The organism is Cellulosimicrobium sp. AB352, assembly GCF_049538415.1.
GTDB lineage: Bacteria > Actinomycetota > Actinomycetes > Actinomycetales > Cellulomonadaceae > Cellulosimicrobium > Cellulosimicrobium funkei.
Genome location: NZ_JBMVFX010000002.1, coordinates 269,426 through 293,215, shown reverse-complemented (window position 1 = coordinate 293,215; position 23,790 = coordinate 269,426). Strand labels below are relative to the sequence as shown.

The 23,790-nt window shown below is 75.5% G+C and carries 24 protein-coding genes and 3 tRNA genes; 16 read left to right on the top strand and 11 right to left on the bottom strand.

Annotated features, from left to right (window positions below; genetic code table 11):
• Positions 1-64: 64 nt before the first annotated feature.
• From ACPCUX_RS02905 to htpX, 4 genes are all read left to right on the top strand, one after another.
• Positions 65-337, top strand: coding sequence for a WXG100 family type VII secretion target (locus ACPCUX_RS02905; RefSeq protein ID WP_021482523.1), 273 nt, complete (start codon positions 65-67; stop codon positions 335-337).
• A gap of 131 nt (positions 338-468) precedes the next feature.
• Positions 469-942 carry an LpqN/LpqT family lipoprotein gene (locus tag ACPCUX_RS02900; RefSeq protein ID WP_423388128.1) on the top strand — a complete coding sequence of 158 codons (474 nt, stop codon included), beginning with the start codon at positions 469-471 and terminating at the stop codon, positions 940-942.
• A gap of 217 nt (positions 943-1,159) precedes the next feature.
• Positions 1,160-2,572, top strand: coding sequence for an FAD-dependent oxidoreductase (locus ACPCUX_RS02895; protein WP_423388127.1), 1,413 nt, complete (start codon positions 1,160-1,162; stop codon positions 2,570-2,572).
• A gap of 232 nt (positions 2,573-2,804) precedes the next feature.
• Positions 2,805-3,689, top strand: a complete 885-nt coding sequence (gene htpX / locus ACPCUX_RS02890) for a zinc metalloprotease HtpX (RefSeq protein ID WP_021483666.1) — start codon at positions 2,805-2,807, stop codon at positions 3,687-3,689.
• A 44-nt stretch (positions 3,690-3,733) separates the two neighbouring features.
• Here the strand turns inward: htpX and ACPCUX_RS02885 are convergent, their stop codons facing one another.
• The 3 genes from ACPCUX_RS02885 to rarD are packed head-to-tail and all read right to left on the bottom strand — an operon-like array spanning position 3,734 to position 6,302.
• Positions 3,734-4,708, bottom strand: a complete 975-nt coding sequence (locus ACPCUX_RS02885) for an HAD family hydrolase (RefSeq protein ID WP_423388126.1) — start codon at positions 4,706-4,708, stop codon at positions 3,734-3,736.
• A gap of 5 nt (positions 4,709-4,713) precedes the next feature.
• A complete protein-coding gene (locus ACPCUX_RS02880) occupies positions 4,714-5,208 on the bottom strand; it encodes a YajQ family cyclic di-GMP-binding protein (RefSeq protein WP_043654125.1) in 495 nt (164 codons plus the stop codon).
• A 56-nt stretch (positions 5,209-5,264) separates the two neighbouring features.
• Positions 5,265-6,302: an EamA family transporter RarD gene (gene rarD / locus ACPCUX_RS02875; RefSeq protein ID WP_423388125.1), complete on the bottom strand. Its 1,038-nt coding sequence runs from the start codon at positions 6,300-6,302 to the stop codon at positions 5,265-5,267.
• Between the two features lie 130 nt (positions 6,303-6,432).
• Here rarD and ACPCUX_RS02870 point away from each other — a divergent pair.
• The 6 genes from ACPCUX_RS02870 (at position 6,433) to ACPCUX_RS02845 (ending at position 8,067) form a co-directional block, all read left to right on the top strand.
• Positions 6,433-6,514, top strand: a tRNA-Tyr gene (locus ACPCUX_RS02870).
• Between the two features lie 167 nt (positions 6,515-6,681).
• A tRNA-Thr gene (locus ACPCUX_RS02865) sits at positions 6,682-6,754 on the top strand.
• Positions 6,755-6,815: 61 nt separating this feature from the next.
• A tRNA-Met gene (locus tag ACPCUX_RS02860) sits at positions 6,816-6,892 on the top strand.
• A gap of 86 nt (positions 6,893-6,978) precedes the next feature.
• Entirely contained in the window at positions 6,979-7,149 is a 171-nt protein-coding gene (gene rpmG / locus ACPCUX_RS02855) for a 50S ribosomal protein L33 (protein WP_021482899.1), read from the top strand.
• A gap of 28 nt (positions 7,150-7,177) precedes the next feature.
• Positions 7,178-7,636 carry an FAS1-like dehydratase domain-containing protein gene (locus ACPCUX_RS02850; RefSeq protein WP_423388124.1) on the top strand — a complete coding sequence of 153 codons (459 nt, stop codon included), beginning with the start codon at positions 7,178-7,180 and terminating at the stop codon, positions 7,634-7,636.
• A complete protein-coding gene (locus tag ACPCUX_RS02845; RefSeq protein ID WP_423388123.1) occupies positions 7,633-8,067 on the top strand; it encodes a MaoC family dehydratase in 435 nt (144 codons plus the stop codon). Before ACPCUX_RS02850 ends, ACPCUX_RS02845 begins: the two co-directional genes overlap by 4 nt.
• Positions 8,068-8,157: 90 nt before the next feature.
• On the opposite strand, the gene ACPCUX_RS02840 is transcribed toward ACPCUX_RS02845, so the two are convergent.
• Positions 8,158-9,186 (bottom strand): hypothetical protein, encoded by a 1,029-nt coding sequence (locus ACPCUX_RS02840; RefSeq protein WP_423388122.1) that lies wholly within the window; start codon positions 9,184-9,186, stop codon positions 8,158-8,160.
• On the bottom strand, positions 9,183-9,797 hold the full coding sequence (locus ACPCUX_RS02835; protein WP_370670917.1) for a SigE family RNA polymerase sigma factor: 615 nt from the start codon (positions 9,795-9,797) through the stop codon (positions 9,183-9,185). Before ACPCUX_RS02835 ends, ACPCUX_RS02840 begins: the two co-directional genes overlap by 4 nt.
• A gap of 161 nt (positions 9,798-9,958) precedes the next feature.
• Here ACPCUX_RS02835 and ACPCUX_RS02830 point away from each other — a divergent pair, with 161 nt between their 5' ends.
• Positions 9,959-11,488, top strand: coding sequence for a Tat pathway signal sequence domain protein (locus tag ACPCUX_RS02830; RefSeq protein ID WP_423388121.1), 1,530 nt, complete (start codon positions 9,959-9,961; stop codon positions 11,486-11,488).
• Between the two features lie 9 nt (positions 11,489-11,497).
• On the opposite strand, the gene ACPCUX_RS02825 is transcribed toward ACPCUX_RS02830, so the two are convergent.
• Positions 11,498-12,640 carry a LacI family DNA-binding transcriptional regulator gene (locus ACPCUX_RS02825; protein ID WP_085388412.1) on the bottom strand — a complete coding sequence of 381 codons (1,143 nt, stop codon included), beginning with the start codon at positions 12,638-12,640 and terminating at the stop codon, positions 11,498-11,500.
• Between the two features lie 72 nt (positions 12,641-12,712).
• Here ACPCUX_RS02825 and ACPCUX_RS02820 point away from each other — a divergent pair, with 72 nt between their 5' ends.
• From ACPCUX_RS02820 to ACPCUX_RS02810, 3 genes are all read left to right on the top strand, one after another.
• On the top strand, positions 12,713-14,317 hold the full coding sequence (locus ACPCUX_RS02820; RefSeq protein WP_137280093.1) for an MFS transporter: 1,605 nt from the start codon (positions 12,713-12,715) through the stop codon (positions 14,315-14,317).
• Positions 14,314-15,627, top strand: a complete 1,314-nt coding sequence (locus ACPCUX_RS02815) for an MFS transporter (protein WP_114553849.1) — start codon at positions 14,314-14,316, stop codon at positions 15,625-15,627. The genes ACPCUX_RS02820 and ACPCUX_RS02815 overlap by 4 nt, the downstream gene beginning before the upstream one ends.
• A gap of 62 nt (positions 15,628-15,689) precedes the next feature.
• Positions 15,690-16,907, top strand: a complete 1,218-nt coding sequence (locus ACPCUX_RS02810; RefSeq protein WP_051028616.1) for a UDP-N-acetylmuramate dehydrogenase — start codon at positions 15,690-15,692, stop codon at positions 16,905-16,907.
• A gap of 19 nt (positions 16,908-16,926) precedes the next feature.
• Here the strand turns inward: ACPCUX_RS02810 and ACPCUX_RS02805 are convergent, their stop codons facing one another.
• The 3 genes from ACPCUX_RS02805 to ACPCUX_RS02795 all read right to left on the bottom strand — a co-directional run bounded on the left by ACPCUX_RS02805 (position 16,927) and on the right by ACPCUX_RS02795 (position 19,431).
• Positions 16,927-17,907: a L,D-transpeptidase family protein gene (locus ACPCUX_RS02805; RefSeq protein WP_423388120.1), complete on the bottom strand. Its 981-nt coding sequence runs from the start codon at positions 17,905-17,907 to the stop codon at positions 16,927-16,929.
• Positions 17,908-18,074: 167 nt separating this feature from the next.
• Positions 18,075-18,470, bottom strand: coding sequence for a GntR family transcriptional regulator (locus ACPCUX_RS02800; protein WP_085388410.1), 396 nt, complete (start codon positions 18,468-18,470; stop codon positions 18,075-18,077).
• Entirely contained in the window at positions 18,463-19,431 is a 969-nt protein-coding gene (locus tag ACPCUX_RS02795) for a hypothetical protein (protein WP_423388119.1), read from the bottom strand. The genes ACPCUX_RS02800 and ACPCUX_RS02795 overlap by 8 nt, the downstream gene beginning before the upstream one ends.
• A gap of 124 nt (positions 19,432-19,555) precedes the next feature.
• Between ACPCUX_RS02795 and ACPCUX_RS02790 the strand changes: the two genes are divergently transcribed.
• On the top strand, positions 19,556-20,884 hold the full coding sequence (locus ACPCUX_RS02790; protein WP_423388118.1) for an aminoglycoside phosphotransferase family protein: 1,329 nt from the start codon (positions 19,556-19,558) through the stop codon (positions 20,882-20,884).
• A gap of 64 nt (positions 20,885-20,948) precedes the next feature.
• Positions 20,949-21,341 (top strand): hypothetical protein, encoded by a 393-nt coding sequence (locus ACPCUX_RS02785; protein WP_415298040.1) that lies wholly within the window; start codon positions 20,949-20,951, stop codon positions 21,339-21,341.
• Positions 21,342-21,413: 72 nt separating this feature from the next.
• Here ACPCUX_RS02785 and ACPCUX_RS02780 read toward each other — a convergent pair whose 3' ends face one another.
• On the bottom strand, positions 21,414-22,088 hold the full coding sequence (locus ACPCUX_RS02780) for a response regulator transcription factor (RefSeq protein ID WP_034654727.1): 675 nt from the start codon (positions 22,086-22,088) through the stop codon (positions 21,414-21,416).
• The gene (locus ACPCUX_RS02775) at positions 22,085-23,752 is read right to left on the bottom strand and encodes a sensor histidine kinase (protein ID WP_081600101.1); all 1,668 of its coding nucleotides are present in this window, start codon (positions 23,750-23,752) and stop codon (positions 22,085-22,087) included. Before ACPCUX_RS02775 ends, ACPCUX_RS02780 begins: the two co-directional genes overlap by 4 nt.
• Positions 23,753-23,790: the final 38 nt, after the last annotated feature.

Here is a 23,790-nt window from a genome sequence, read left to right as displayed (position 1 = left end):
ACTGCCATCGACAACGGGACGACGTCCACGCAGGGTGGGGGTCGAGACACAGAAGGAGAACACCATGGCTGGTGGCATGTGGGGCGCGAACGTCGAGGAGCTCCGTGGGCTCGGTCAGACGCTGCAGCAGAAGGCGGACGAGATCCGGACGACGATGCAGAACCTGAACTCCCAGATCCAGAGCGTGCCGTGGGAGGGCCCCGACGCCCAGCAGTTCAAGGGCAGCGACTGGCCGGCCGCGCAGACGCAGCTGAACAACGTCGCGCAGACGCTGACGGACGCGGGCCAGAAGGCCACGCAGAACGCGCAGCAGCAGGAGCAGGCTTCGAACAGCTGATCCGGCTGAGCTCCGCCGAGGGCGCGGGACCCCGAGAGGGTCCCGCGCCCTCGGCGTACGCACGCCCGGCGTCGGGTGCGAGACTGCTGACGCGCCCCGTGGCGCCCACCCCCGACGAGAGGACCTGACGCATGACCGAGCTGCGCTACCCGAGCGACGACTTCCCCGCGCCCGTGGGGGTGCGCGTGGTCGCGCCGGAGAGGTGGGTCCCGCTCCCGCACGTGGGCCTGCCGCTAGCGCTCGGCCGCGAGGTCGAGCCGGGGGAGTTCAACCCGAACGTCATCGTCACGGTGTCGCGGATCCGGGCGGAGCAGACGCTCGAGGACGCGCAGGCCGAGGTGCTCCGCAAGCTCCGGCCGATGCCGCGCCTGCGCGAGCTCGACGGCGGCGAGGTGGACGTCGACGGCCTGCCGGGGCGCTGGCTGGAGGCGTCGTTCAAGGGGGGCGGGGGCACGGTCCTCGTGCAGGCGGTGCGCACCGTCGTGGTCCCGCGCGGCCCCGTGGCCGACCTCGTGCAGACGACGGGGACGTGCACGCTGACGCAGCACCCGTGGGCCGCGGCGGAGATCCGCGCGGTCCAGGAGAGCCTCCGCGTCGACCGCTGACCCCCGGCGTTACATTCGCCCGGACCGCAAGACGGGGTATCCAGCAGGCGAGACCGGTGTCAGGCTGGTCACGGAGGAGAGGGTCCGAGTGAGGCAACCCTCACCCCAGTCGTACAATCGAGAGGTCTCCTGCGGCCGGTACCCACCGGTCGACGCGGAACGGCCCGTCGGCCGCGCGGGAGAGACCCCCGTCCTCGACCGGAAGGCGCCCTGTCCTGTGAGCAGCATCCGTCCACTGCGCGTCGCGATCGTCGGCGCTGGTCCCGCCGGGATCTACGCCGCGGACATCCTGTCCAAGACCGACCTCGACGTGAGCATCGACCTGTTCGAGCGCCTGCCCGCGCCGTTCGGCCTCGTGCGCTACGGCGTCGCGCCGGACCACCCGCGCATCAAGCAGATCATCGTCGCGCTCCACAAGGTGCTGAGCCGCGGCGACATCCGCCTGCTCGCGAACGTGGACTACGGCGTCGACCTCAAGCTGGACGACCTGCGCCAGTACTACGACGCGGTGATCTTCTCGACCGGCTCGATCCGCGACGCGGCGCTCCCGATCGAGGGCATCGACCTCCCGGGCTCCTACGGCGCGGCGGACTTCGTGTCCTGGTACGACGGCCACCCCGACGTCCCGCGCACGTGGCCGCTCGAGGCCCAGCAGGTCGCGGTCCTCGGTGCCGGCAACGTCGCGCTCGACGTCGCGCGCGTGCTCGCCAAGCACGCGGACGACCTGCTGCCGACCGAGGTCCCGCAGAACGTCTACGAGGCGCTCAAGGCGTCGCCGGTCACCGACGTGCACGTCTTCGCCCGCCGCGGCCCGGCGCAGGCCAAGTTCTCGCCGCTCGAGCTGCGCGAGCTGGGCCACGTCCCGGACGTCGACGTCATCGTCTACCCGGAGGACTTCGAGTTCGACGAGGGCTCGATGGCCGCCATCAGCTCCTCGAACCAGACGAAGCAGGTCGTCAAGACCCTCACCGACTGGACGCTCAAGGACCCGAGCGAGAACACGGCGTCGCGCCGCCTGCACCTGCACTTCCTCCACGCGCCGTCGGCCGTCCTCGGCGACGGCAAGGTCGAGGCGCTGCGGACCGAGCGCACGCGCCTCAACGGCGACGGCACGGTGTCCGGGACGGGCGAGTTCCACGAGTGGCCCGTCCAGGCCGTGTACCGCGCCGTCGGCTACTTCGGCTCGCCGCTCCCGGAGATCCCCTTCGACGAGCTCAAGGGCGTCATCCCCAACCGCGAGGGCCGCGTCGTCGACATCGACGGCGAGCACCTCCCCGGCGTGTACGCGACGGGCTGGATCAAGCGCGGCCCCGTGGGCCTCATCGGGCACACGAAGTCCGACGCGTCCGAGACCGTCCGGCACCTCGTCGAGGACGTCACGGGCGCGGGCGACGGCGGCGACGTCGCGGCGGCCGGCCTCACGGCGGGCCGCGTCGCGCCGCTCGGCGAGCCCGAGGCCGTCCTGGACTTCCTGCGCGAGCGCGGCGTCGACCCGATCGAGTGGTCGGGCTGGGAGCTCCTGGACGCCTACGAGCGCTCGCTCGGCGAGCCGCACGGGCGCGAGCGCATCAAGGTCGTGCCGCGCGAGGACATGATCCGCGTCGCGCGCGGCCAGTCGCAGGCCGGCTGACCGGCCCCGGCCGCACGCCCGACGGCGCCCCACCCGCACCCGGGTGGGGCGCCGTCGTCGTCCCGGGGGTGGTCCGGGGCCTCCCTCGCCGCAGGTGCCCGACGCCGTCGCCCCGCCCGGGAACGGGACGGTCGCCTCGGGCGTTCATCCAGGTGGGCGTCGGCAGGGTCGGCGCCCGTCGGGCGCCCGGCACACCGCGCGGGCGGGCCCGGGGCGCGGAAGGGAGCACAGCGTGGGGCGTCAGCACTTCAACGGTCTCAAGACGGCAGGCCTGTTCGGCGTCATGTGGGCCATCGTCCTGGGCCTGTGGGCCCTGTTCGGCGCGCGCGCGAACCTGCTGTGGGTGTTCGTCGGCATCGGCCTCGTCACGACGTTCTACGGCTACTGGAACTCCGACAAGATCGCCATCCGCGCGATGCACGCGCGCCCGGTGAGCGAGCTCGAGCAGCCCGCCATGTACCGGATCGTGCGCGAGCTCTCGACCGAGGCGCGCCAGCCGATGCCGCGCCTGTACGTCTCGCCCACCCAGGCGCCCAACGCGTTCGCGACGGGTCGCAACCCGAAGAACGCGGCCGTGTGCTGCACCGAGGGCATCCTGCGCCTCCTCGACGAGCGCGAGCTGCGCGGCGTCCTCGGGCACGAGCTCATGCACGTGTACAACCGAGACATCCTCACCTCGTCGGTCGCGGGCGCGCTCGCCGGGGTCATCACGTCGCTCGCGCAGTTCCTGCTGATCTTCGGCGGCGACCGGGACCGCGGCGGCAACCCGCTCGCGGCGATCGCCATGGTGGTCCTCGCGCCGATCGCGGCGATGCTCGTGCAGCTCGCGATCTCGCGCACGCGCGAGTACGACGCGGACGAGGACGGCGCGAAGCTCACCGGCGACCCCCTCGCGCTCGCGTCCGCGCTGCGCAAGCTCGACGCCGGGACGCAGCGCGCCCCGCTGCCCCAGAACCGCGACCTCGTCGACGTCTCGCACCTCATGATCGCCAACCCGTTCCGCGGCGCGGGCGTCGGCAAGATGTTCGCGACCCACCCGCCGATGGCGGAGCGCATCAAGCGCCTCGAGGCGATGGCCGGCCACGGCCCGGGCTACGGCGGCATCACCTACCACTGACCGGCGCGCACCGGAGTGCGGGGCCTGGAGCCCGGTGGCCGCGCTCAGCGGGCCGTCGACGTCCTCCCGGGTGCGTGGCGCGGTGCCTCGACGGCGTCGAGCAGGACGCGCGCGACGCCGCCGTCGTCGTTCGAGACCGTGCGGTCGGTCGCCGCCGCGAGCACGTCGGGGTGCGCGTTCGCGACGGCGAACGAGCGCCCCGCCCAGCGCAGCATGGGCAGGTCGTTGGGCATGTCGCCGAACGCCCAGACGTCGCGCGGCTCGACGCCGAGACGCGCGCACCAGCGCGCGAGCGCGGCGTCCTTGGTGACCGTGGGGGCGAGCAGCTCGGCGAGCCCCGCCGCGCCGGAGTAGGCGAGGTGGGCGCGGTCCCCGACGGCGGCGCGCACGCGCGCGAAGAACGTCTCCTGCGCCGTCGTCTGCCCGTCCGCGACGACGACCGGCTGCGTCGCGGGGGCGTCCTCGACGGGCACGGCGGGGTCGCGCGCGAGGATCTTGCCGACGGGCTGCCGTCCCGCGTCGCCCGGCGCGTCGTCGTGGCCGAGCGTCGTCTCGACCACGGCGACGACGTCGGCGTCGTCGTCCGGCGTGGAGCGGAAGCCCGGGTCGAAGGTCGGGCCGTCGACGCGCTCGAACGCGAGCGCGACGCCCGGGACGGCGGCCCGCAGGTCTTCGACGAGCGTCGAGGCCTCGCTGTCCGTGAAGCCGCACACGTCGAGCGGGCTCGCGGTCGCGAGGTCCCAGACGGCGGCCCCGCCGAGGCAGATGACGTGCCCGTGCCCGCCCACGACGTCGGCCAGCGCGCCGAGCCAGCGCGGCGGCCGGGCGGTGACGAACACCACCTCGACGCCCGCGTGCTCGGCCGCGCGCAGGGCGGAGCGGGTGCGCTCCGAGACGGTGCCGTCGGAGCGCAGGAGCGTGCCGTCGAGGTCCGTCGCGACGACGCGCGGGAGCCCGCTCGGCGACGCGGCGGGACGGCCCGGCGCGACCGGGCGCGGGCCGCCGTCGGGCACGGTCACGGTGGCTACCGGTAGTTCGTGAACTGCAGCGCGACGTCGAGGTCGGCGCCCTTGAGCAGCGCGATGACGGTCTGGAGGTCGTCGCGCGACTTGCTCGTCACGCGCACCTCGTCGCCCGTGATCTGGGTCTTCACGGCCTTGGGGCCCTCGTCGCGGATGATCTTGGTGATCTTCTTCGCGTTCTCGCTCGACAGGCCCTCCTTGAGGGTCGCGACGAGGCGGTACTCCTTGCCCGACGCCTTGGGCTCCTTGTCGCCCGTGTCGAGGGACTTGAGCGAGATGCCGCGCTTGATGAGCTTGGTCTCGAACACGTCGAGGATCGCGAGCACGCGCTCGGCCGAGTTGGCGACCATGACGATCGTCTCGCCGCTCCAGGCGATCGACGCGCCGACGTTGCGGAAGTCGTAGCGCTGCGAGACCTCCTTGGCGGCCTGGTTCAGCGCGTTGTCGACCTCCTGGCGGTCGACCTTGCTGACGATGTCGAACGACGAGTCGGCCATGGGTGGTCCTCTCTCGGGCCGGGAACGGTGCTGGGTCCCACCGTAGTCGAGCGTGCTCAGCGACGGGCCGCGAGGCGCGTCGCCCGGGCGGTGCGCAGGCCGTCGACCGACAGCACGACGAGCGCGAGCCAGACGAGCCCGAAGCCCGCCCACCGCGTCGGCGACATGGGCTCGTGGAACACGAGCAGGCCGAACAGGAACTGCAGCGCGGGGCCCAGGTACTGCAGGAGGCCGACGACGCTCAGCGGCAGCCGCCGGGCGGCCGCGCTGAACAGCAGCAGCGGCAGGGCCGTGACGATCCCGGCGGAGGCGAGCAGCAGCGCGTGCCCGACGCCCTCGGTGCCGAACGTGCCGGCTCCCGTGGCGCCCAGCCACCCGAGGTAGACGAGCGCGACGGGCGTGAGCACCGCCGTCTCGACGGCGAGCCCCGGGAGCGCCTCGACGGTGCGGCCCACGCGGTTCTTCACCAGGCCGTAGAGGCCGAACGAGCCGGCGAGGACGAGCGCGATCCACGGCAGGCCGCCGGCACCGGTGCTGATGACGACGACGGCGGCCGCGCCGACGCCGACCGCGACCCACTGCGCGGGCCGCAGCCGCTCGCGCAGGACCGCCACGGCGAGGAGCACGGTGACGAGCGGGTTGATGAAGTACCCGAGCGCGGCGTCCAGCACGTGGCCGGAGAGGACGCCGTACACGTAGACCGTCCAGTTCGTCACGATGAGGACGGCGGCGACGGCGAGCGTCCCGAGCGTCCGGGGCGACCGGAGGGCGGCGACGAAGCCCCCGAGCTGGCGTGTCGCGGCGAGCAGCACGAGACAGAAGAGCAGGCTCCACACGACGCGGTGGGCGATGATCTCGAGCGGTGCGGCCGGCTCCAGGAGCGGGAAGTACAGGGGCATCGCGCCCCAGAGGAAGAACGCGCCGGCACCGAGCAGCAGGCCCCAGCGGTCCGTCGGGGCGGGTGCGCCGCGGTCCGTGCCCGACGGCGCGGGTGCCGAGGCGTCGGACGGTGCGGCGGGGACGGACGGGGCGTCGGGGGGCGCGGGCGTCCCGGTGCCGGGGAGGTGGTCCGGCGCGGGGAAGGGGTGGGTCACCGCACCACTGTACGGAGGGGCGCCCACACGCGGATTTCGCACCTGGTCCGCTCGGGCTGTATCGTTGGCTCGCCCGCACGGCAGGGGCTGCACCTGGTGCAGCGACCACCGGCGAGCGACAACTCCACACGGCAGGTTGCCCGAGCGGCCAAAGGGATCTGACTGTAAATCAGACGGCTCAGCCTTCGGGGGTTCGAATCCCTCACCTGCCACCGGAGCGACGGGGCGTCACCCACGGGTGGCGCCCCGTCGTCGTGCCGGTCCGGTGCGTGGGGCGTGCCCCGCGGAGCGCGTCGCCGGGCGCGGTCCGACGGCCCGGAAACGGCGGAACGACGCCGATTTCTCTCGGCGCCATGTTCCGTGTAGAGTTTTCCGCGCTGCCCCGATAGCTCAGTCGGCAGAGCGTCTCCATGGTAAGGAGAAGGTCAAGGGTTCGATTCCCTTTCGGGGCTCTGTGGTGACGCGGGGTCGTCTTGCTGGAATACTGCAAGGCGACCTCGCGTTCAGTCACGCGGCGGGGTAGCTCAGATGGTTAGAGCGCACGACTCATAATCGTGAGGTCGCGGGTTCGATCCCCGCCTCCGCTACCACTTTCGACAACCTCGTACGGCGGCCGGCGTCGTGCGACCTGCACAGCACATGCGCCCTCCGGAGGCGCGAGAGGTGGCTCACTACCGTGGCAAGCAAGAGCGCTGACGTTCGCCCCAAGATCACGCTGGCCTGCGTGGACTGCAAGGAGCGCAACTACATCACGAAGAAGAACCGTCGCAACGACCCGGACCGCCTGGAGCTCGCGAAGTTCTGCCCGCGCTGCGGCAAGCACACCGCGCACCGCGAGACCCGCTGAGCCTCCGGCTCCGCACCCGCGACCCGCAGTGAGCGTCAACCTGGCCTACGTCGGCCGCGAGTACCCCGCCAACGCGCCGTACTCGGTGGGGCGCGAGAAGCTGCGCGAGTTCGCGGGCGCCGTCGGCGCCACCCACCCCGTGCACCACGACCTCGTGGCGGCGCGGGGTGCTGGCTATCCGGACCTCGTCGCACCTCCGACCTTCGCGGTCGTCGTCGCCCAGCGGGCGGAGGGGCAGCTCATCGAGGACCCGGGGGCAGGCATCGACTTCTCGCGCGTCGTCCACGCGGACGAGCGCTTCACGCACCACCGGCCGATCGTCGCGGGCGACGAGCTCGTGACCGTGCTGCACGTGGACTCGATCGTCGAGCGAGCCGGCCTCGCGATGGTCACCACGCGCTGCGAGATCGCGGCACTGTCCGACGGCGGCACCGAGCCCGTCGCGACCGTCACCTCGACCCTCGCCGTCCGCGGGGAGGGCGCATGAGCACCGACGTCACCGGTCCCGTCCTCGCCGACCTCTCCGTGGGCGACGTGGTCGGTACGCGCACGGTCGAGGTCGACCGCGCCCGCCTCGTGCGGTACGCCGGCGCGAGCGGCGACTTCAACCCCATCCACTGGAACGACGCGTTCGCGGCCGAGGTCGGCCTGCCGGGTGTCATCGCGCACGGCATGTTCACCATGGGTGCCGCCGTCGCGCTGGTGGAGGACTGGGCCGGGGGCCCGGGTGCGGTCGTCGACTACCAGACCCGGTTCACGCGCCCCGTGCCCGTGCCGAACCCGGGCGTCGCGACGCTCGAGGTGACGGGCACCGTCGGCGCGATCGACGCCGAGGCGGGCACCGTCCGTGTCGACCTCACGGTCATCTTCGAGGGCGCACGCGTGCTCGGCAAGACGCAGGCCGTCGTCCGCCTCTGACGCGCGGTCGCCCTGGGCGACCACGCGCCCCTGACGCCACGAGGGCGCCGCACCCGGCCGGGTGCGGCGCCCTCGTCGTCTCGCGAGGCCTCAGCAGGTCTTCCAGCAGTCGGGGCCGCCGCTCGCCGGGGGCGGCCCGGCGACCTCTCCCTCGTCGAGATACGTGGTGTGCAGCACGACATGCTGCAGTGCGGCACCGTCGCCGTCCGACCCCGCGGTCGGGGCGTCGGCGACGGGCTCGGAGCCGGACGTGCTGAGATCGACGTCGAAGGTGAGCTCGAGGAGCCGGTGCTCCGCCGTGTCGTAGACGAGCCGCACGATCCGGTTGCTCTGGTCCTGGCCGACCCATTCGAGGCCCTCCCCGGTGCGCCCCTGCGTGTCCTGGACGGCGCCGAGCGGGGTGCTGGCCGCCAGCCCGGTGAGCGTCGCCCAGAGCCCGTCGCGCGCGGCGGGCGAGGTGGGGCCGCTGTGCAACAGGTTCCACGTCTTCTGGGCGAGCGCGTCCTCGTTCACGGTCCCGACCTCCGCCCGGACGCTGTCGCGCAGGAGCGCGTCGAGCTCCGCCGGGTCCGTCGGGAGCGTGGCGAGCTCGTCCCAGCCGAGCCGGACGTGCTCCCCGTCGATGACGAGCGACCCGAACGTCGAGCCGGGCGAGGGTTCCATGGCGTCGTCCCCCTCGAAGGCTCGGTACGAGTCGCCCTCCGGATCACGCGCGGTCCAGTACGTGATGCCCTGCGAGCGCTCCTCGGTCCGTCCGTCGCTGGTCGTCTCCGTGCTGGTCGTCAGGGTGCGGACGCGCCAGTACGGCCCGTCGGCCGGGCCGTTGCCCTGCGGCCTCCCGTCGGGGACCGGCGCCGCGGCGTCGCCGCCGCTCGCCGGAGCGATCTGCGAGGGGTGCGTGGGACTGGGCTCCGACCAGTAGGACGCCGTACCCACCCCGCCGGCGACGACCGCGAGCGCGCACAGGCCCGAGACCACGGTGCGGCGCCGTCGTCGGCTGCGGCGGGCCGTCGGGAGCACGCGGTCGGTGTCGACGTCGATGCGGGGGGCGAGCGTGTCGACCCGTGCGCGCAGCGCGCGCACGAACGTCTCGTCGTCGGTCGGAAGGGTGCCGGTCATGGCTGCCTCCTGTCGGTCCGGTCGGTGGGGCGGTGGTGCGGCGCGCCGGCGGTGCCGAGGACGGAGCGGAGCTGTCCGAGCCCGCGGGACGCCGTGGACTTCACGGTGCCGACGGAGACGCCGAGGTCGTCGGCGACCTCCCTCTCGCTCAGCCCGACGAGGTGGCGCAGCACGACGACCCGGCGCTGGCGGGCCGTGAGCGTCGCGAGCGCGCGGACGAGGGCGTCCCGCTCGGCGTGCTGGTCGGCCCGGGCGTCGCTCGCCGTCTCGGGTAGGTCGGGCGGAGCGACGAGCACCTCCCGTCGTCGGCGGCGCCACGTGTCGACCCGCAGATTGGCGAGGGTGCGGCGGGCGTACGCGTAGGGATCGCGCTCACGGGCCGTGCGCCAGTGCAGGTACGTGCGGGTCAGGGCCTGCTGGACGAGCTCGTCGGCCAGGTGCGCGTCGCCGCACAGCAGCCACGCGGTGCGCGCGAGCCGGGGAGCGGCGCTCGCCATGAAGTCGCTGAACTCCTGCTCGTGCGACGTGACCACCCGGACGACGGGGAGCAGGGCGTCGGGTGGTGGGCTCTCGTCGGGCTGGTCGTCGGCCGAGAGGGCGATCGCGTTCACGGTCATGACTGTCACACGCGCGAGGGCTCCCGAAGGTTGAGTCTCCGGCGTGCGATGCGGCGCACCGGGTTCGATACGTCTCGCCTCGGCACACCCCTTTCGCCGTGAGAGCGCTCCCACTATGGTGGGTCGCGCCACTCACGACGTCGAAGGAGACGCTCATGACCCAGCTCGACGGCCGCTCTGGACGGCCCGACCTCACCGCGCACGACCCCGGTCCCGCTCGCGGCGTCGACCGACGCACCGTCCTCGCCCTCGGCGGCGCGCTCGCGCTCGCGGGGCTGACCGCGACCCCGGCGGCGGCCCGCTCGGGTGCGACCCTGCCTGCGGCGACGGGCGCCGTCGGGCGGACGGCCGGCGTCCCGGCGCGGGGCCGCGCGGCGTCGGTCCAGCGCGCGCACGGCTTCCTCGCCGCGGCGACCGACGCCTACCCGGAGGTGAACCCCGGCCCGCGGCTCGCGCAGTCCTACGCCGACCAGCTCGGGCTGTTCTCCACCGCGTTCGTCTACGACAACGCCCTCGCGATCCTCGCGACGCTCACCGCGGGGCGACGCCACCTCGACCGCGCGCGGGCGCTCGGCGACGGGCTCGTCTTCGCGCTCGAGCACGACCCCGACCACGACGACGGCCGGCTCCGGCAGGCGTACAACGTCGGGCCCTACACGTTCTACGACGGCACGCCGCAGGAGCACGGGCTCGTGCTCCCCGACGGGACGGCGAACGTCGGGTGGCAGTTCGGCTTCCTCGGGACGGCGGTCGGGGACATGGCCTGGCCGGGCATCGCCCTGCTGCACCTGCACGCCGTGACGCGCGAGCGACGCTACCTCGACGCCGCCCGGCGGATCGGCGAGTGGATCGTCGCGAACACGTGGTCGCAGGCACCCCTCGGCGGGTTCTCGTTCGGCGTGGACGGCGGCAACGCCCCGATACCCAACGGCTCGACCGAGCACAACGTCGACTGCGTCGCGTTCTTCCGCCAGCTCGGGTCCGTGACGCGCGACCGGCGCTGGAGCCGTGCCGCCGAGCACGCGCGCGCGTTCGTCGCCCGCATGTGGGAGCCCGACGGCGGCTACCTCTACACCGGCACGAACGACGGCACCGAGATCAACCGGGACCCGCTCCCGCTCGACCCGCAGACGTGGGGGTGGCTCGCGCTGCGCGAGCGGCGCTACGCCCGTGCCCTGGACTGGGCGGACGACGCGCTGGCCGCGCGCGACGTCGCGGGCGAGGGGGTGTCGCAGCTCCCGGCGGGCACGGTCGTCGAGGGCGTGACGTTCTCGAGCGCGAGCCTCACGTCGACGGCCTCGTACAACGACCTGCCGGTGCACCCGCAGGGCGTGTGGCTGGAGGGGACGGCGCAGCTCGCGTCGGCGCTCGCGGACCGCGGGGCACGCGGGCGGGGGAGTCGTCACGACCGGCGGCGGGGACGCCGGGGCTGCGAGCGGGACGACGACCGGGTCCGCGCCGAGGGCCTGCTGCGCGAGGTCCAGGGCGTGCAGGAGGGCGTCGGCGCCGGTCAGACGATCGGGGGCGCGCCGCTGCCCGAGCGCGCGGGCGTCGTCGCGGCGTCGAGCCTGCTCGACTCGGGGTTCGGGTTCGGGTACTTCCAGGTCCAGCACGTCGGCGCGACGTCGTGGTACCTGCTCGCCGCGGCGCGCGCGAACCCGCTCCAGCCGGGCCGGCTGGGCTGACGCGCGGGCTCAGGTGGTGGGGGCGGCGCCCGTCGTCGTCCCCACCACGAGCTCGACGTCGAGCTCGACCGTGGTGGGCGCCTCGCCTGCGAGCTGACGGATGACGGCCAGCCCGAGCTCGGCGCCCTTGCGCGCGAGCGGCTGGTGCACGCTCGTCAGCACGTCGGGGGCCAGCCACGGGAGGTCGAGCCCGTCGAACCCCGCGACCGAGACGTCGTCGGGCACGCGCAGCCCGAGCTCGCGCGCGGCGAGCAGCGCGCCCGCCGCAAGGAGGTCGGAGTGGGCGATGACGGCGGTCGGCCGGGTCGCGGGGTCGGCCGGCTCGGTCGTCCCGTCGGCCGCGGTGCGGCCGAGCAGGGCGAGCGTGGCGGACCGGCCGTGCTCGACGAGCGAGGCCTCGGTCTCCCAGCTCGCGACCGGCTCGACGACGTCGCGCACGCCCGCGAGGCGGTTGGCCGTCGGGGTGCGGTCCACCTGCGCGAGCCGCGCGGCGTCGAGCGGTCCGCTGCGGTCGGACGTGTCGAGGGGGAGCGAGACCTCGGCGATGCGCGTGTGCCCGAGCTCGACCAGGTGCCGCACGGCGTCCGCGGTGCCCGCGCGGTCGTGGATGAGGACGAGCGGGGCGCCCTCGACGGGGCGGCCCTCGCCGACGACGACGGGCACGCCGCGCCGCTGGAGCGCGGCGAGCGTCGCGTCGTCCGTGCCGACGCCCCACACGAGCACCGCGACGTCCATGGCCGCGCTCTCGACGAGCGGGTCGACGGCGCGTGCGGGGTCGTCGGACGGGATGCCGGGGATGAGAAGCACGCCGAGGCCGTTCTCGCCCAGGGTCGAGACGAGGCCGTCGAGCACCTGGACGGCGACCGGGTCGCGGAACGCGCGGCGGAGCTGGTCGCCGACGACGACCCCGACGACGCCCGACCGGCCGGAGCGGAGCTGGCGGCCCAGCGGGTTCGGTCCGGTGTACCCGAGCTCCTTCGCGGCGTCGAGCACGCGCGCACGGGTCTCCGGGGTGATCGGCCCGGCGCCGGAGAACGCGAGGGAGGCCGTCGAGACGGAGACCCCCGCGAGCTCGGCGACCTTGGCGAGCGTGGGCCGGTGAGCCGGCGCGGCGGGCGCCGCGGGCTCCCGGTTCCCGGGGGTGTCGCTCATCACGCTCCCTGCCTCCCGCGGGCGCGGGATTCTCGATTGACGCGCGGCCAGCGTACCCGCACACTGGTGACCATGCCTCGAATCGATTCGAAGAGCACTCTCGTCCGTCGGATCGAATCGATTCGAGGAGGTGCTGCGCAGTTCCCGTCCGGCCCCGAGTCCGACGCCCGCGCCCTGGCCAGGGCCCGCTGGGTGCTCCTCGGGGTGTTCGCGCTCAACGGCGTCATGATGTCGAGCTGGCTCGCGCGCCTCCCCTCCGTGCGCGACGCGCTCGGCCTCGGCCCCGCAGACCTGGGCGTCGTGCTCCTCGCGGGCGCCGTCGGGGCGCTCCTCACGGTCACCGCGGCCGGACCCTTCGTCACGCGGTTCGGCGGCCGGGTCGCGTTCGCCGTCTCGGCGGGCCTGTTCGGCGTCGCGTTCCTCCTGCTCGGGCTCGGTCCCGCCACCGGGTCGGTCGCGCTCCTCGCCGCGGGTATCTTCGTCAACGGCATGGCGTTCTCGCTCGGCAACGTGCCGATGAACGTGGAGAGCGCGGGCATCGAGCGGCGCGTCGGGCGCACGATCCTGCCCCAGTTCCACGCCGCGTTCTCCGTCGGCGCCGTCGTCGGCTCGCTGGTCGGCGCGGCGTGCGCGCACGCCGAGGTGCCCGTCGTCGTGCAGTTCGTCGCGACCGGGGTCGTGGCCACCGTGTGGCGGCTCGCCGCGATCCCCGCCACGGTCCACGACACCCTCCCGACGCGGACCCCCGCGCCCGGCACAGCGGCGCCGGCCCCGGTCGACGCGCTCGGCGACGCCGTCGTCGACGTCGAGACGGCGGGCCTGCGCGCGCGCCTCGCCCGGCGCGGTGCCCGGCTCGGCGCCGCGCTGTCGGCATGGCGCGAGCCGCGCACGCTGCTCATCGGGCTCGTCATCCTCTCGGCCGCGCTCTCCGAGGGCTCCGCCAACGACTGGCTGTCCCTCGCCGTCGTGGACGGGTTCGCCCAGACCGAGGCCGTCGGCGCGGTCGTCTTCGGCACGTTCGTCGCCGCCATGACCGTGATGCGCCTCGCGGGCACGCGCCTCATCGACCGGTTCGGCCGCGTCACCGTGCTCCGCGCGTCGGGCGTCGCGTCGATCGCCGGTCTCGTGCTGTTCGGGTTCGCGCCGACGCTCCCGCTCGCGGCCGTCGGGGTCGTCCTGTGGGGCTTCGGCGCCGCGCTCGCGGTGCCCGTCGGGATCGCCGCGGCGTCCGACGAGCCCCTGCGGGCCGCGAGCCGCGTCTCGGTCGTGTCGGCGTTCTCCTCGATGGCGTCGCTCGCCGCGCCGCCGCTCCTCGGCCTCGCCGCCGAGGCGATGGGCGCGCGCCACGCGCTCGTCCTCATCGTCGCCGCGATGGTCCTCAGCGTCCTCCTCGCGCGCCAGGTCGCACCCCTGGGCACCGCCGCCGCCCGTGCGGCGCGCCCGGCGCTCGGCACCGACGACGCCGCACCCGTCGCGGTGCAGGATGGTCCGGTGGACGTCCTGACCCCCGGCGCGCACGCCCCGGACGCCGTGGGCGGCCCCGCCCTGGCCGACGGCGCCCGTCGTCGCCGCCCGTGGCGCAGCGTCCGCGCGGGGTCCTCCGCCACCGCCCACCGGGCCGCGTCCCGCCGCCCCCGCACCCGCCCGTCGCACCGCCGCGAGGAGACCTCCGCATGACCACCGCCCGCCCCGACCGCCGCGTCGTCGCCCTCGCCACCTGGTCCGTCTTCGCGGTCTTCTTCCTCAACGGGTTCAACTTCGCGACGTGGGCCTCCCGCCTGCCCGCGGTGCGGGACTCGCTCGGCTTCACCGAGGCGCAGATGGGCCTCCTGCTGCTCTTCATGGCGGTCGGGTCGCTGCTCGCGCTGCCGCTGTCCGGGATGGTCGTCCAGCGGCTCGGTGCCTCGAAGGCCGTGACGGTCTTCGCCGTGACCAACGTCGTCGGTCTCGTCACCGCGGTCACGGGCGTCGCGACGGGGGAGGACGTCGTCGTGCGCGTCGGTCTGTTCCTCGCCGGGATCGGCACCGGCGTGTGGGACGCCGCGATGAACCTCGAGGGCGCCGCCGTCGAGCAGCGGCTCGGCAAGGCGATCATGCCGCGCTTCCACGCCGGGTTCTCGTTCGGCACCATGGCCGGCGCCGGCGTCGGTGCGCTCATGGCCGCGCTCCACGTGCCGGTCCAGGTGCACCTCACGGCCGCCGTCGTGCTGAGCCTCGTCGGCGTCCTGTGGTCCGTGCGGTTCTTCCTCCCCGCGGGCCAGGTGGACCACGCGGTCGCCGACGCCGTCGAGGACGCCGCCGGCGCCGACCCCGCCGCCGCGGCCGGGAGCGGGGCGTCGCACGGGACGGGCAAGGACGCGCGCGGGGCCCTCAGCGCGTGGACCGAGCCGCGCACCCTCCTCATCGGCCTCGTCGTCCTCGCGGCCGCGCTCACCGAGGGCGCCGCGAACGACTGGGTGAGCCTCGCCGTCGTCGACGGGTTCGGCACGTCCGACGCCATGGGCGCCGTCGGCCTCGCCGTGTTCCTCACCGCCATGACCGGGATGCGCCTGCTCGGGACGGGCCTGCTCGACCGCTACGGCCGCGTCGCCGTCCTGCGCCTGGGCGCCGCGCTCGCGCTGCTCGGCCTGCTCGTGTTCACGCTGTCCCCGAACCTCTGGGTCGCGCTCGTCGGCGTCGTCGCGTGGGGCATGGGTGCGGCGCTCGGGTTCCCCGTGGGGATGAGCGCCGCGTCCGACGACCCGGCGCGCGCCGCCGTGCGCGTGAGCGTCGTCGCGACGATCGGGTACTCCGCGTTCTTCATGGGGCCGCCGCTCATCGGCTTCCTCGCCGAGCACGTCGGCTACCGCGGGGCGCTCCTCGTGATCGCCGTGCCCGTCGTCGTCGGCCTGCTCGTCGTCGGCGCGACGCGACCGCTCCCCACGGCCGCCGGTGCCGCGGGCCAGCAGGCCGCCCAGGGCGCGGACCGCGCGGGGCGCGCCGACTGACGGGGAACCCGAACTACGCTGGACGGGTGACCTGCGAACCTGCCGCCCCCGTGGACCGTGACCTGCCCGAGATCGTCGGGACCGCCCCGGGGCTGCGTCCCGAGGCCGTCGGGACGCCGTCGCTCGCCGAGCTGACGACGCTGCGCGTGGGCGGGCCGGCGGACCGGTACGTCGAGGCGCACAGCGAGGCCGAGCTGCTGGAGATCGTCCGGGCCGCCGACGAGGCGGGGGAGCCGCTCCTCGTGGTCGGCGGAGGCTCCAACCTGCTCGTGGGCGACGAGGGGTTCGGCGGCGTCGTCGTGCGCGACCTGCGGCGCGGGATCACCGTCGACGCGGAGGACTCGTGCGGGGGCGCGAGCTTCCACGCCCCGGCGGGCCAGGACTGGGACGAGCTCGTGGCGCGCGCGGTCGCGGAGGAGTGGGTCGGGGTCGAGGCGCTGTCGGGCATCCCGGGCACCGTGGGCGCGGCGCCGGTCCAGAACATCGGCGCGTACGGGCAGGACGTCGCGGGCGTGGTCTCGACCGTGCGGGTCTGGGACCGCGCGCGCTCGCGGGTGCGCACGCTCGCCCTGGGCGAGCTCGCGTTCGGCTACCGGACGTCGCTGCTCAAGCGCAGCATGCACGTGGACGCCGGCGCCGGGTCCGACGACGACGGCCCCTGGTACCCGTCGCCCCGCTACGTCGTGCTCGACGTGGGCTTCCAGGCGCGGCTCGGGTCGTTGTCGGCGCCGGTCGCGTACCCCGAGCTGGCACGCACGCTCGGCGTCCAGGTCGGGGACCGCGCGCCGAGCGCGGACGTGCGCGCCGCGGTGCTCGCTCTGCGCGCGCGCAAGGGCATGCTGCTCGACGGCGTCGGCCCCGACGTCGACCCCGCGGCGGGGCCCGACCACGACCGTTGGAGCGCCGGGTCGTTCTTCACGAACCCCGTCGTCCCGGCCGAGCAGGCGGACCTGCTCCCGGCCGAGGCCCCGCGGTACCCGGTCCGCACGGCGACGCCGACCCGGACCACCGGCCCGAGCCTCGGCGAGATCGACCCGACGCTCGTGAAGACGTCGGCCGCGTGGCTCATCGAGCACGCGGGCTTCACCAAGGGGTTCGGCGTGCACGGCCCGTCGAGCCTCGCGCGGCTGTCGACGAAGCACACGCTCGCGCTGACGAACCGCGGCGGGGCGAGCGCGGAGGACGTCGTCGAGCTCGCGCGCGCGGTGCGCGACGGCGTCGTCGAGGCGTTCGGCGTCGAGCTCGTGCCGGAGCCGGTGCTCGTCGGCGTCGCGCTCTGACCCGCCCGACGCGCGGGGCTCAGTAGACGAGGACCGTGGTGCCGGGGTCGGCGCGCCAGGTGTCCCAGAGCCAGTTCATCGCCGAGTTCGCGACGCGGACGCACCCGTGCGACGCGGGCCACGGCGGGATCGACCCCGAGCCGTGCACCGCGATCCCTCCGGTGAAGAACTTGGGGCGCCACATGTCGCCGAGCTCGAGGCTGGACGAGTGGTTCCCGTCGACCTGCCGGCCCACCTGGAACGTGCCGCGCGGCGTGCTCGCGCGGTAGGTGCGCCCCTTCGCCTCGTACGACTCGCCGTTCCCGGACGACGCGTTGACCACCGTGACGACGCGACCGTCCTCGACGGCGAGCAGGAGCTGACGGTCGAGGTCGATCTCGACGACCTTGCCCGATCCGCTGCGCGGCTGCGGCGTGACACCCTCGTCGAGCGCGGCCTGGGTCGCGGGCCCGACGACGCCGTCGCGCGAGAGGCCCGCCGCCTTCTGCAGGGCCCACACGGCCTGCTGCGTTCCGCCGCCGAAGTCGCCGTCGGGCGCGCCGATGAAGTAGCCGAGGTCGGCGAGGCGCTGCTGGAGGGCGACCACCCGCTCGCCGGTCGCCCCGCGCGCGAGCTCGACCGGCTCCGGCGGGGCCTCGGGCGTCGGCTCCGGCGTGGGCTCGGCGGCGGGCGGCGGGGTGCTGGGCTCAGGCGTCTCGGTGGGCGTCGGCTCGGGCTCGGGCGTCTCGGTGGGGGTGGGCTCCGGGGTCGTGGTGGGCGCGGACGGGCTCGGGCTCGTCGGCTCCGGCGAGGCCGGGCTCTCGGAGGCCGACGGCGTCCGCCCGGGCTCCATGTCCGGCAGGCCCGCCTGGCAGCCCGCGAGAGCCAGCGCGGCGGCGAGCGCAGGCACGACGGCGCGCGCGACCGCCCGCCGGACGGGCCCGTGGCGGCGCGGTGCCGCCGTCGGTCGCGCGCCGGGCGCGGGTGCGGTCACGGTCGAGCGGACGGTTCCCTGCTCCACCTGGTCCCCCTTCGTCTGCCGCGGCGTCGCCGCGATGGTCCATCATGCGCCGTCCGCCGCGCCCGGTCGGACGACGGCGCCGGTTCTCGGCGGATCGTGACCCGGTCGTGACGCACGGTCTGTGCCGGTGGTCCGTGCCGGTGGTCCGTGCCGGTCGGTGCCGGTGGTCAGTGCGGCGCGCCCCGGTCCGGGCGGTGCGCGTCGAGCAGCGCGCCGCGCAGGACGTCGACGATCGCGTCGTCCGACAGCCCGGCCTCGCGGCCGGTGCGCACGAGCTCGTGCGCGGCGTGGCGCGCGGCGACGTCCGTGGGGGAGACGCCGTCGGCCACGACGGTCCCGGCCCGGCGACGCGTCGTGACGACCCCGGCCGCCTCGAGCTCCCGGTAGGCGCGGGCCACCGTCCCGGGGGCGAGACCGAGGTCCGTCGCGAGCGCGCGGATCGTGGGGAGGCGGTCCCCGACGCGCAGCCGCCCGGCCGCGACGTGCGCGACGACCTGGCTCCGGATCTGCTCGTACGGGGCGAGGCCGGTGCGCAGGTCGATCTCGACGCGCAGCTCACCCATCGCGACGCCCGTGCCCCGCGGACGCCGGGGCGGCGACCTCCGCGTCGGGGTCGGGCGCGGGACGCACGCCGACGGCGACCGCCACGAGGGCGATCACGACGGCGACGACCACGAGCACGACCGCCCCGGGGTAGCCCGCCCGGGCGGCGGCGTTCGCACCGTAGGCGAGCGTGCCGGCCGCGGTGAGCCCGAGCGCGAGCTGGGTGCCGCGCAGGACGCGGTGCGCGGACGCGCGGCGCAGCGCGAGGTCCCACCCGGGCTCGACGCGCGGGACGGCGGGGCGGCGCGCGACCAGCCGGAGCACGCCCTCCGCGCCGGCCACGAGCAGCACCCCGCCGGCGGCGAGCCACGCGCCGTAGAACCACCCGGGGTAGGGGCCGGCTGTGGACGTGACGTCGCCCAGCACGCGCGTCACGGACCGCCCGTCCGCCCCGGCGGTGAGGCCGCCGACGACGGTGAGCACGAGCACGAGGGCACCGAGGGCCCAGGTGAGGCGGCGCAGGCCGCGCGGCGCGACGTCGGACACCGTGCGCGGGCGCAGCGTCGCCGCCCGGACCGCCGTGCGCTGGCGCGGCCAGGTGCGCTCGCCGACGGCGTGCGCCCCGAGGAACGCCAGGCCGACGAGCGCGGGGGAGAGCCCCACGAGCACGCCCTCCGCGAGGCCGCCGACGGCGGTCGTCACGGCCTGCACGAGGACGGCGCCCACGAGCGCGGCGGCGGTCGCCGCGGCGACGCTGACGGTCGTCGCGTGCCGTCGGGCGGCGCGCCGCACCGGGTCGCCGTCCGCGAGCCCGTGCAGGGCGGGTGCCGGCTCGCGCGTCAGCGCACGCACGGCGAGCACGACGAGGGCGCCGACGCCCGCGAGCGCGGCGAGGGCGACGACGCTCCACAACAGGTCGTACGCGGCGGGGAAGAACAGATCGACCCCGTCCGGCTCCTCGGAGACACTTTGTATCAACACATCGATACATTCCCACGGACCCGCCCGCGGGTCAAGGGTGGCCGGGCGGCCTGGTGCGGACTCGATGAGAGGACTCTCATCGCGCTCTCACCCCCGTTCCACGCGCGCACGGTGCCGTGGGCGCATGACGATCGCCCCCGCCGTCCCCGACCAGCGCGCCTGGCTCGATCTGCTCACCGGTCCCGACGCGGGCGGCCTCCTCGACGCGGCGCTCGGGGCCGACGGCGCCGCGCTCGGCACGTGGCGCGTGCACCAGGTGCACGCGCGCCCCGGCGCGGAGGTCACCGTCGGGTACGACGTCGTCGCGCGCCGCACGCTCCCGACCCGGCCCGGCGGGGCGGTCGCGACCGTCGACGCGACCGCGTACCTGCTCGCCACGACGGCACCCCTGCCGCCCCACGCCGTCGGGCCGGGCGTCGCGCGCCTGGAGGACGGGCCGCGCGTCGTGCACGTGTGGCGGCACCCGGCCGACCCGGCGCTGCCCGCGCTCGCCGCGGCGTGCGACGCACCCGGGCTCACGCGCCGCCTGGACGACGCGGGCGTGCTCGCCCCGGGCGAGGCCGTCGAGTCGGTGACGATGGTCGCCTACCGGCCGCTGCGGCGCGCGGTGCTCCGCGCCCGGACGCCCTCCCGCACGCTCTACGTCAAGGTCGTCCGGCCCGGCCGGGCGCGCGCGCTCGCGCGCCGCCACGACCTCCTCCAGGACGGAGCCGTGCGCGCCCCGCGGTGCCTCGCCCGGGACGACGACGGCCTCGTGGTCCTCGAGGAGGCGCGCGGCCCGTCGCTCGCGCAGCACCTCGCGGCGTCGGGACCGGAAGCGCAGCCCGAGGCGATCGACCCGCACGAGCTGCTCCGTGCGCTCGACGCGCTGCCGGAGCGCGCGACGACGCTGCGCCGTCGGCCCGCGTGGGCGGAGCGCGTCGAGCACTACGCGACGTCGGCCCTCGCGGTCCACGGGCTCGACGCCGAGCGGGTGCGGCGCGTGGCGCGCGCCGTCGGGGACGCGGTCGCGACGCGCGACCCGGGCCCCGTGGTCGCGACGCACGGCGACTTCTACGAGGCGAACGTCCTGCTCGCCGTCGGCGCGGACGCCGACGACGTCCCGGGGGCGACGGCCCGGCCGCGCGTGGCCGCGCTGCTCGACGTGGACACGCTCGGGCCGGGCCACCGCGTGGACGACCTCGCGTGCTTGGTCGGGCACCTCGCCGTCCTGCCCGCGCTCGCGCCGACCGTGTACGGGGGCGTGGGCGGGCTCGTCGAGCGGTGCCTCGCGGTGTTCGGGACCGCCGTCGACCCGGTGGGCCTGCGTGCCCGGGCCGCGGGCGTCGTGCTGTCCCTCGTGCCGGGCGCGGGCTCGCGCGAGCTCGCGGAGGCCTGGCTCGCGGTCGCCGACGGGCTGCTGCCGGTTCCTGAGAGCACTCTCATGACGACCTCCTCGGCCTCTCACGCGTGAGCGGGAGGCTCGAGACCTGCACGGCCGAGGGGTCGTGCGCACCATCGGACGAAGGAGAAGCACCATGAAGGCACGCAGCGCATGGATCGTCACCGGGGCGCTCGGGGCGGTCGGTCTCGGGGCCACGATGGCCGCCGCCCAGGGCGCGCTCGACGCCCCCGACGAGGCGGTCGTCTCCCCGTCGGTCGAGGTGACGACGTCCGACGCCGCGACGGCCGCGGCGACCGCGTCGGCCACCCCGAGCCCGACGGACGTCCAGAACGGGACGTCGATCACGACGGTCACCGCGGGCTCCGCGAACACGTCCGCGTCGCCCACGACGGCGGCCTCCGCCGTGACGAGCCAGACGGCGAACACCGCGAGCACCGCCCCGACGGCCGACACGGCGGGCACCGCGCAGACGGCGAGCACGCCGGCCAGCCCGGTGACCCCGCCGTCGCCGCAGTCCGCGACCTGACCGGGCCCGGGCCTCGCCGCCCGCGCCCGCACGACGCCCGCCCCGGCCTCCGGGGCGGGCATCGTCGTCGGTTCAGGAGCGCCGTGGCGCGTCCGCGAGGCGGTAGCCCATCCCGCGCACGGTGACGAAGTGCTCCGCGCCGAGCTTGTTGCGCAGGTACCGCACGTACACGTCGACGACGTTGGAGCCGGGGTCGAAGTCGTACCCCCACACGCGCGACAGGAGCTGCTCGCGGCTGAGGACCTGCCCGGGGTTGCGCAGGAACGCCTCGGCGAGCGCGAACTCGCGCGCGGAGAGGTCGACCTCGCGGTCCGACGTCCGGGCCCGCCGCGTGCGCAGGTCCAGGCTCAGCGCGCCGTGCGTGAGCACCGTGACCTCGCCCGCGGGCTCGCTGCGCAGCCGGAGCCGGATGCGCGCGAGGAGCTCCTCGAAGCGGAACGGCTTGGCCATGTAGTCGTCGGCGCCGCCCTCGAGCCCGGCGACGGTGTCCGTGACCGACGTGCGCGCCGTGAGGATGATGACGGGGATCGCGTTCCCGGTCTCCCGCAGCCGGCGCAGCACGGTGAAGCCGTCCTGGTCCGGCAGGCCGAGGTCGAGCACGAGGAGCGCGAAGTCGCCGCTGCTCGCGAGGTCGAACGCCTCGCGGCCCGTCGCGACCGTGGTGCTCGCGTAGCCCGCGGCGCGCAGCCCCTTGGCCACGAACGACGCGATGCGGGTCTCGTCCTCGGCGACGAGGATCTGGCTCACCGGGTGGTCCTTCCGTCGGGGTCGGTGCCGGTCTCGGTGCCGGTCTCGGTGCTGCTCCGGGCGCCGTTGTCGGCGCCGTCGTCGGTGCCGGTCCGGGTGCCGGTCCGGGTGCGGGTCTCGGAGCCCGCCCCCGGGCTGGTCGGCGGCGCGTCCGGCGTGTCCGGCGGCAGCTCGGGGGTCGCGGCGGACGGCGCCGTGGATGCGGTCGGCGCGGTCGCCCCGTACGGGACCGCGGCGTCGCCGGCCGGCCCGGCGGCCTGCCCGGGGACCGGCACGAGCGGCAGGTCGAGCGTGAACGTCGACCCGACGCCCGGCGTCGAGGCGACGTGGACGCGGCCGTCGTGGCCGTCGGCGATCGCGGCGACGATCGCGAGCCCCAGCCCGGCACCCTCGGGGTGCGCCGCGCCGGGCGTGGTGGCCTGCGCGAACCGCTCGAAGATCCGTTCCTGCTGCTCGGGGGCGATCCCGACGCCCTCGTCGCGGACCCAGACGCGCACGCGCGCGCCGTCGTCGGACACGGCCGAGCCGAGCGCGACGGCCGACCCGGGCGCCGAGAACTTCACCGCGTTGGCCGCGAGCTGGAGGAGCGCCTGCGTGAGGCGCTGCGCGTCGGCCCGCACCGCGACGTCCGCGCGCGCGTCGACGAGCCACCGCCGGTCGCCGAGCGTGCGGACCTTGTCGTGGACGTCGTCGAGCAGCCGTCCGAGGTCCGTGTCGAGGGGGCGCACGAAGTCCGGGCGCCCGGCGGTCGCGAGCGTCACGAGGTCGTCCACGAGGCGGTTCATGCGGTCGAGCTCGTCGAGCGCGAGGTCGCGCGTCTCGGTCGCGTCGGTCGCGTCGTGCGGGTCCATGAGCTCGAGGTGACCCCGCACCACGGTGAGGGGCGTGCGCAGCTCGTGCCCGACGTCGTCGATGAGCCGGCGCTGCGAGTCGAACGCGCCCTCGAGCCGGTCGAGCATGCCGTTCACGGTGCGGGACAGGTCGGAGAGGTCGTCGTTACCCGTGACCGGGATCCGCGCGGAGAGGTCGGTCTCGCCGATGCGCTGCGCGGTGCGCGAGAGCGTGCGGATCGGGAGCAGGAGCCGGCCGGCCACGACCCAGCCGACGACGCCGATGAGCACGAGCGCGCCGAGCGCGACGACGGCGTACGTGCGGAAGACCTGGGCGAACTCGGCGTGCTCCGCCGAGCGGTCGTAGGCGAGGACGAGCGCCGCGGGGGGCCCGGCGCCGTCCGCCCCGGTCGCGCGCACAGGTGCGACGAGCGCGCGGTAGTCCGCGGTCGCCGTCCCGACCGAGCGCAGCACCACGTGGTCGCCCGCCACGAGCGGCGACAGCGCGGCGACGAGCTCGGCGTCCTCCTCGAGGCGCAGGCGCACGTCCTGCTGCGACACGAGCGGCGTGCGACCCTCGCGCAGCCCGAGCACGCCCTCGTTCTGCGCGGGCACGGTGAGCTGGATCGACGCGACGACGACGTCCTCGGCGGACCGGAACGGCTCGCCCGTCACGGGGTTCACGCCGGAGCCCGCGATCCGCCGCAGCTCGTTCGCGCTCCGCACGAGGCTCTCGTCGATGCGCGCGTCGAGCTGTCCGCGCTGCAGGAACCACGCCGCGCCGCCCGCGAGGAGGAGCGCGAGGGCGGACAGGCCGAGGAACGCCGCGAGCATCCGGGTGCGGACCGTGAGTCCCGCGCCGCGCGCCCGGC

Coding starts and splice junctions, on each gene's coding strand:
- ACPCUX_RS02905 (WP_021482523.1), top strand. CDS start 65: ATGGCTGGTGGCATGTGGGGCGCGAACGTCGAGGAGCTCCGTGGGCTC.
- ACPCUX_RS02900 (WP_423388128.1), top strand. CDS start 469: ATGACCGAGCTGCGCTACCCGAGCGACGACTTCCCCGCGCCCGTGGGG.
- ACPCUX_RS02880 (WP_043654125.1), bottom strand. CDS start 5,208: ATGGCCGACTCGTCGTTCGACATCGTCAGCAAGGTCGACCGCCAGGAG.
- ACPCUX_RS02845 (WP_423388123.1), top strand. CDS start 7,633: ATGAGCACCGACGTCACCGGTCCCGTCCTCGCCGACCTCTCCGTGGGC.
- ACPCUX_RS02840 (WP_423388122.1), bottom strand. CDS start 9,186: ATGACCGGCACCCTTCCGACCGACGACGAGACGTTCGTGCGCGCGCTG.
- ACPCUX_RS02830 (WP_423388121.1), top strand. CDS start 9,959: ATGACCCAGCTCGACGGCCGCTCTGGACGGCCCGACCTCACCGCGCAC.
- ACPCUX_RS02825 (WP_085388412.1), bottom strand. CDS start 12,640: ATGAGCGACACCCCCGGGAACCGGGAGCCCGCGGCGCCCGCCGCGCCG.
- ACPCUX_RS02820 (WP_137280093.1), top strand. CDS start 12,713: ATGCCTCGAATCGATTCGAAGAGCACTCTCGTCCGTCGGATCGAATCG.
- ACPCUX_RS02815 (WP_114553849.1), top strand. CDS start 14,314: ATGACCACCGCCCGCCCCGACCGCCGCGTCGTCGCCCTCGCCACCTGG.
- ACPCUX_RS02800 (WP_085388410.1), bottom strand. CDS start 18,470: ATGGGTGAGCTGCGCGTCGAGATCGACCTGCGCACCGGCCTCGCCCCG.
- ACPCUX_RS02790 (WP_423388118.1), top strand. CDS start 19,556: ATGACGATCGCCCCCGCCGTCCCCGACCAGCGCGCCTGGCTCGATCTG.
- ACPCUX_RS02785 (WP_415298040.1), top strand. CDS start 20,949: ATGAAGGCACGCAGCGCATGGATCGTCACCGGGGCGCTCGGGGCGGTC.
- ACPCUX_RS02775 (WP_081600101.1), bottom strand. CDS start 23,752: ATGCTCGCGGCGTTCCTCGGCCTGTCCGCCCTCGCGCTCCTCCTCGCG.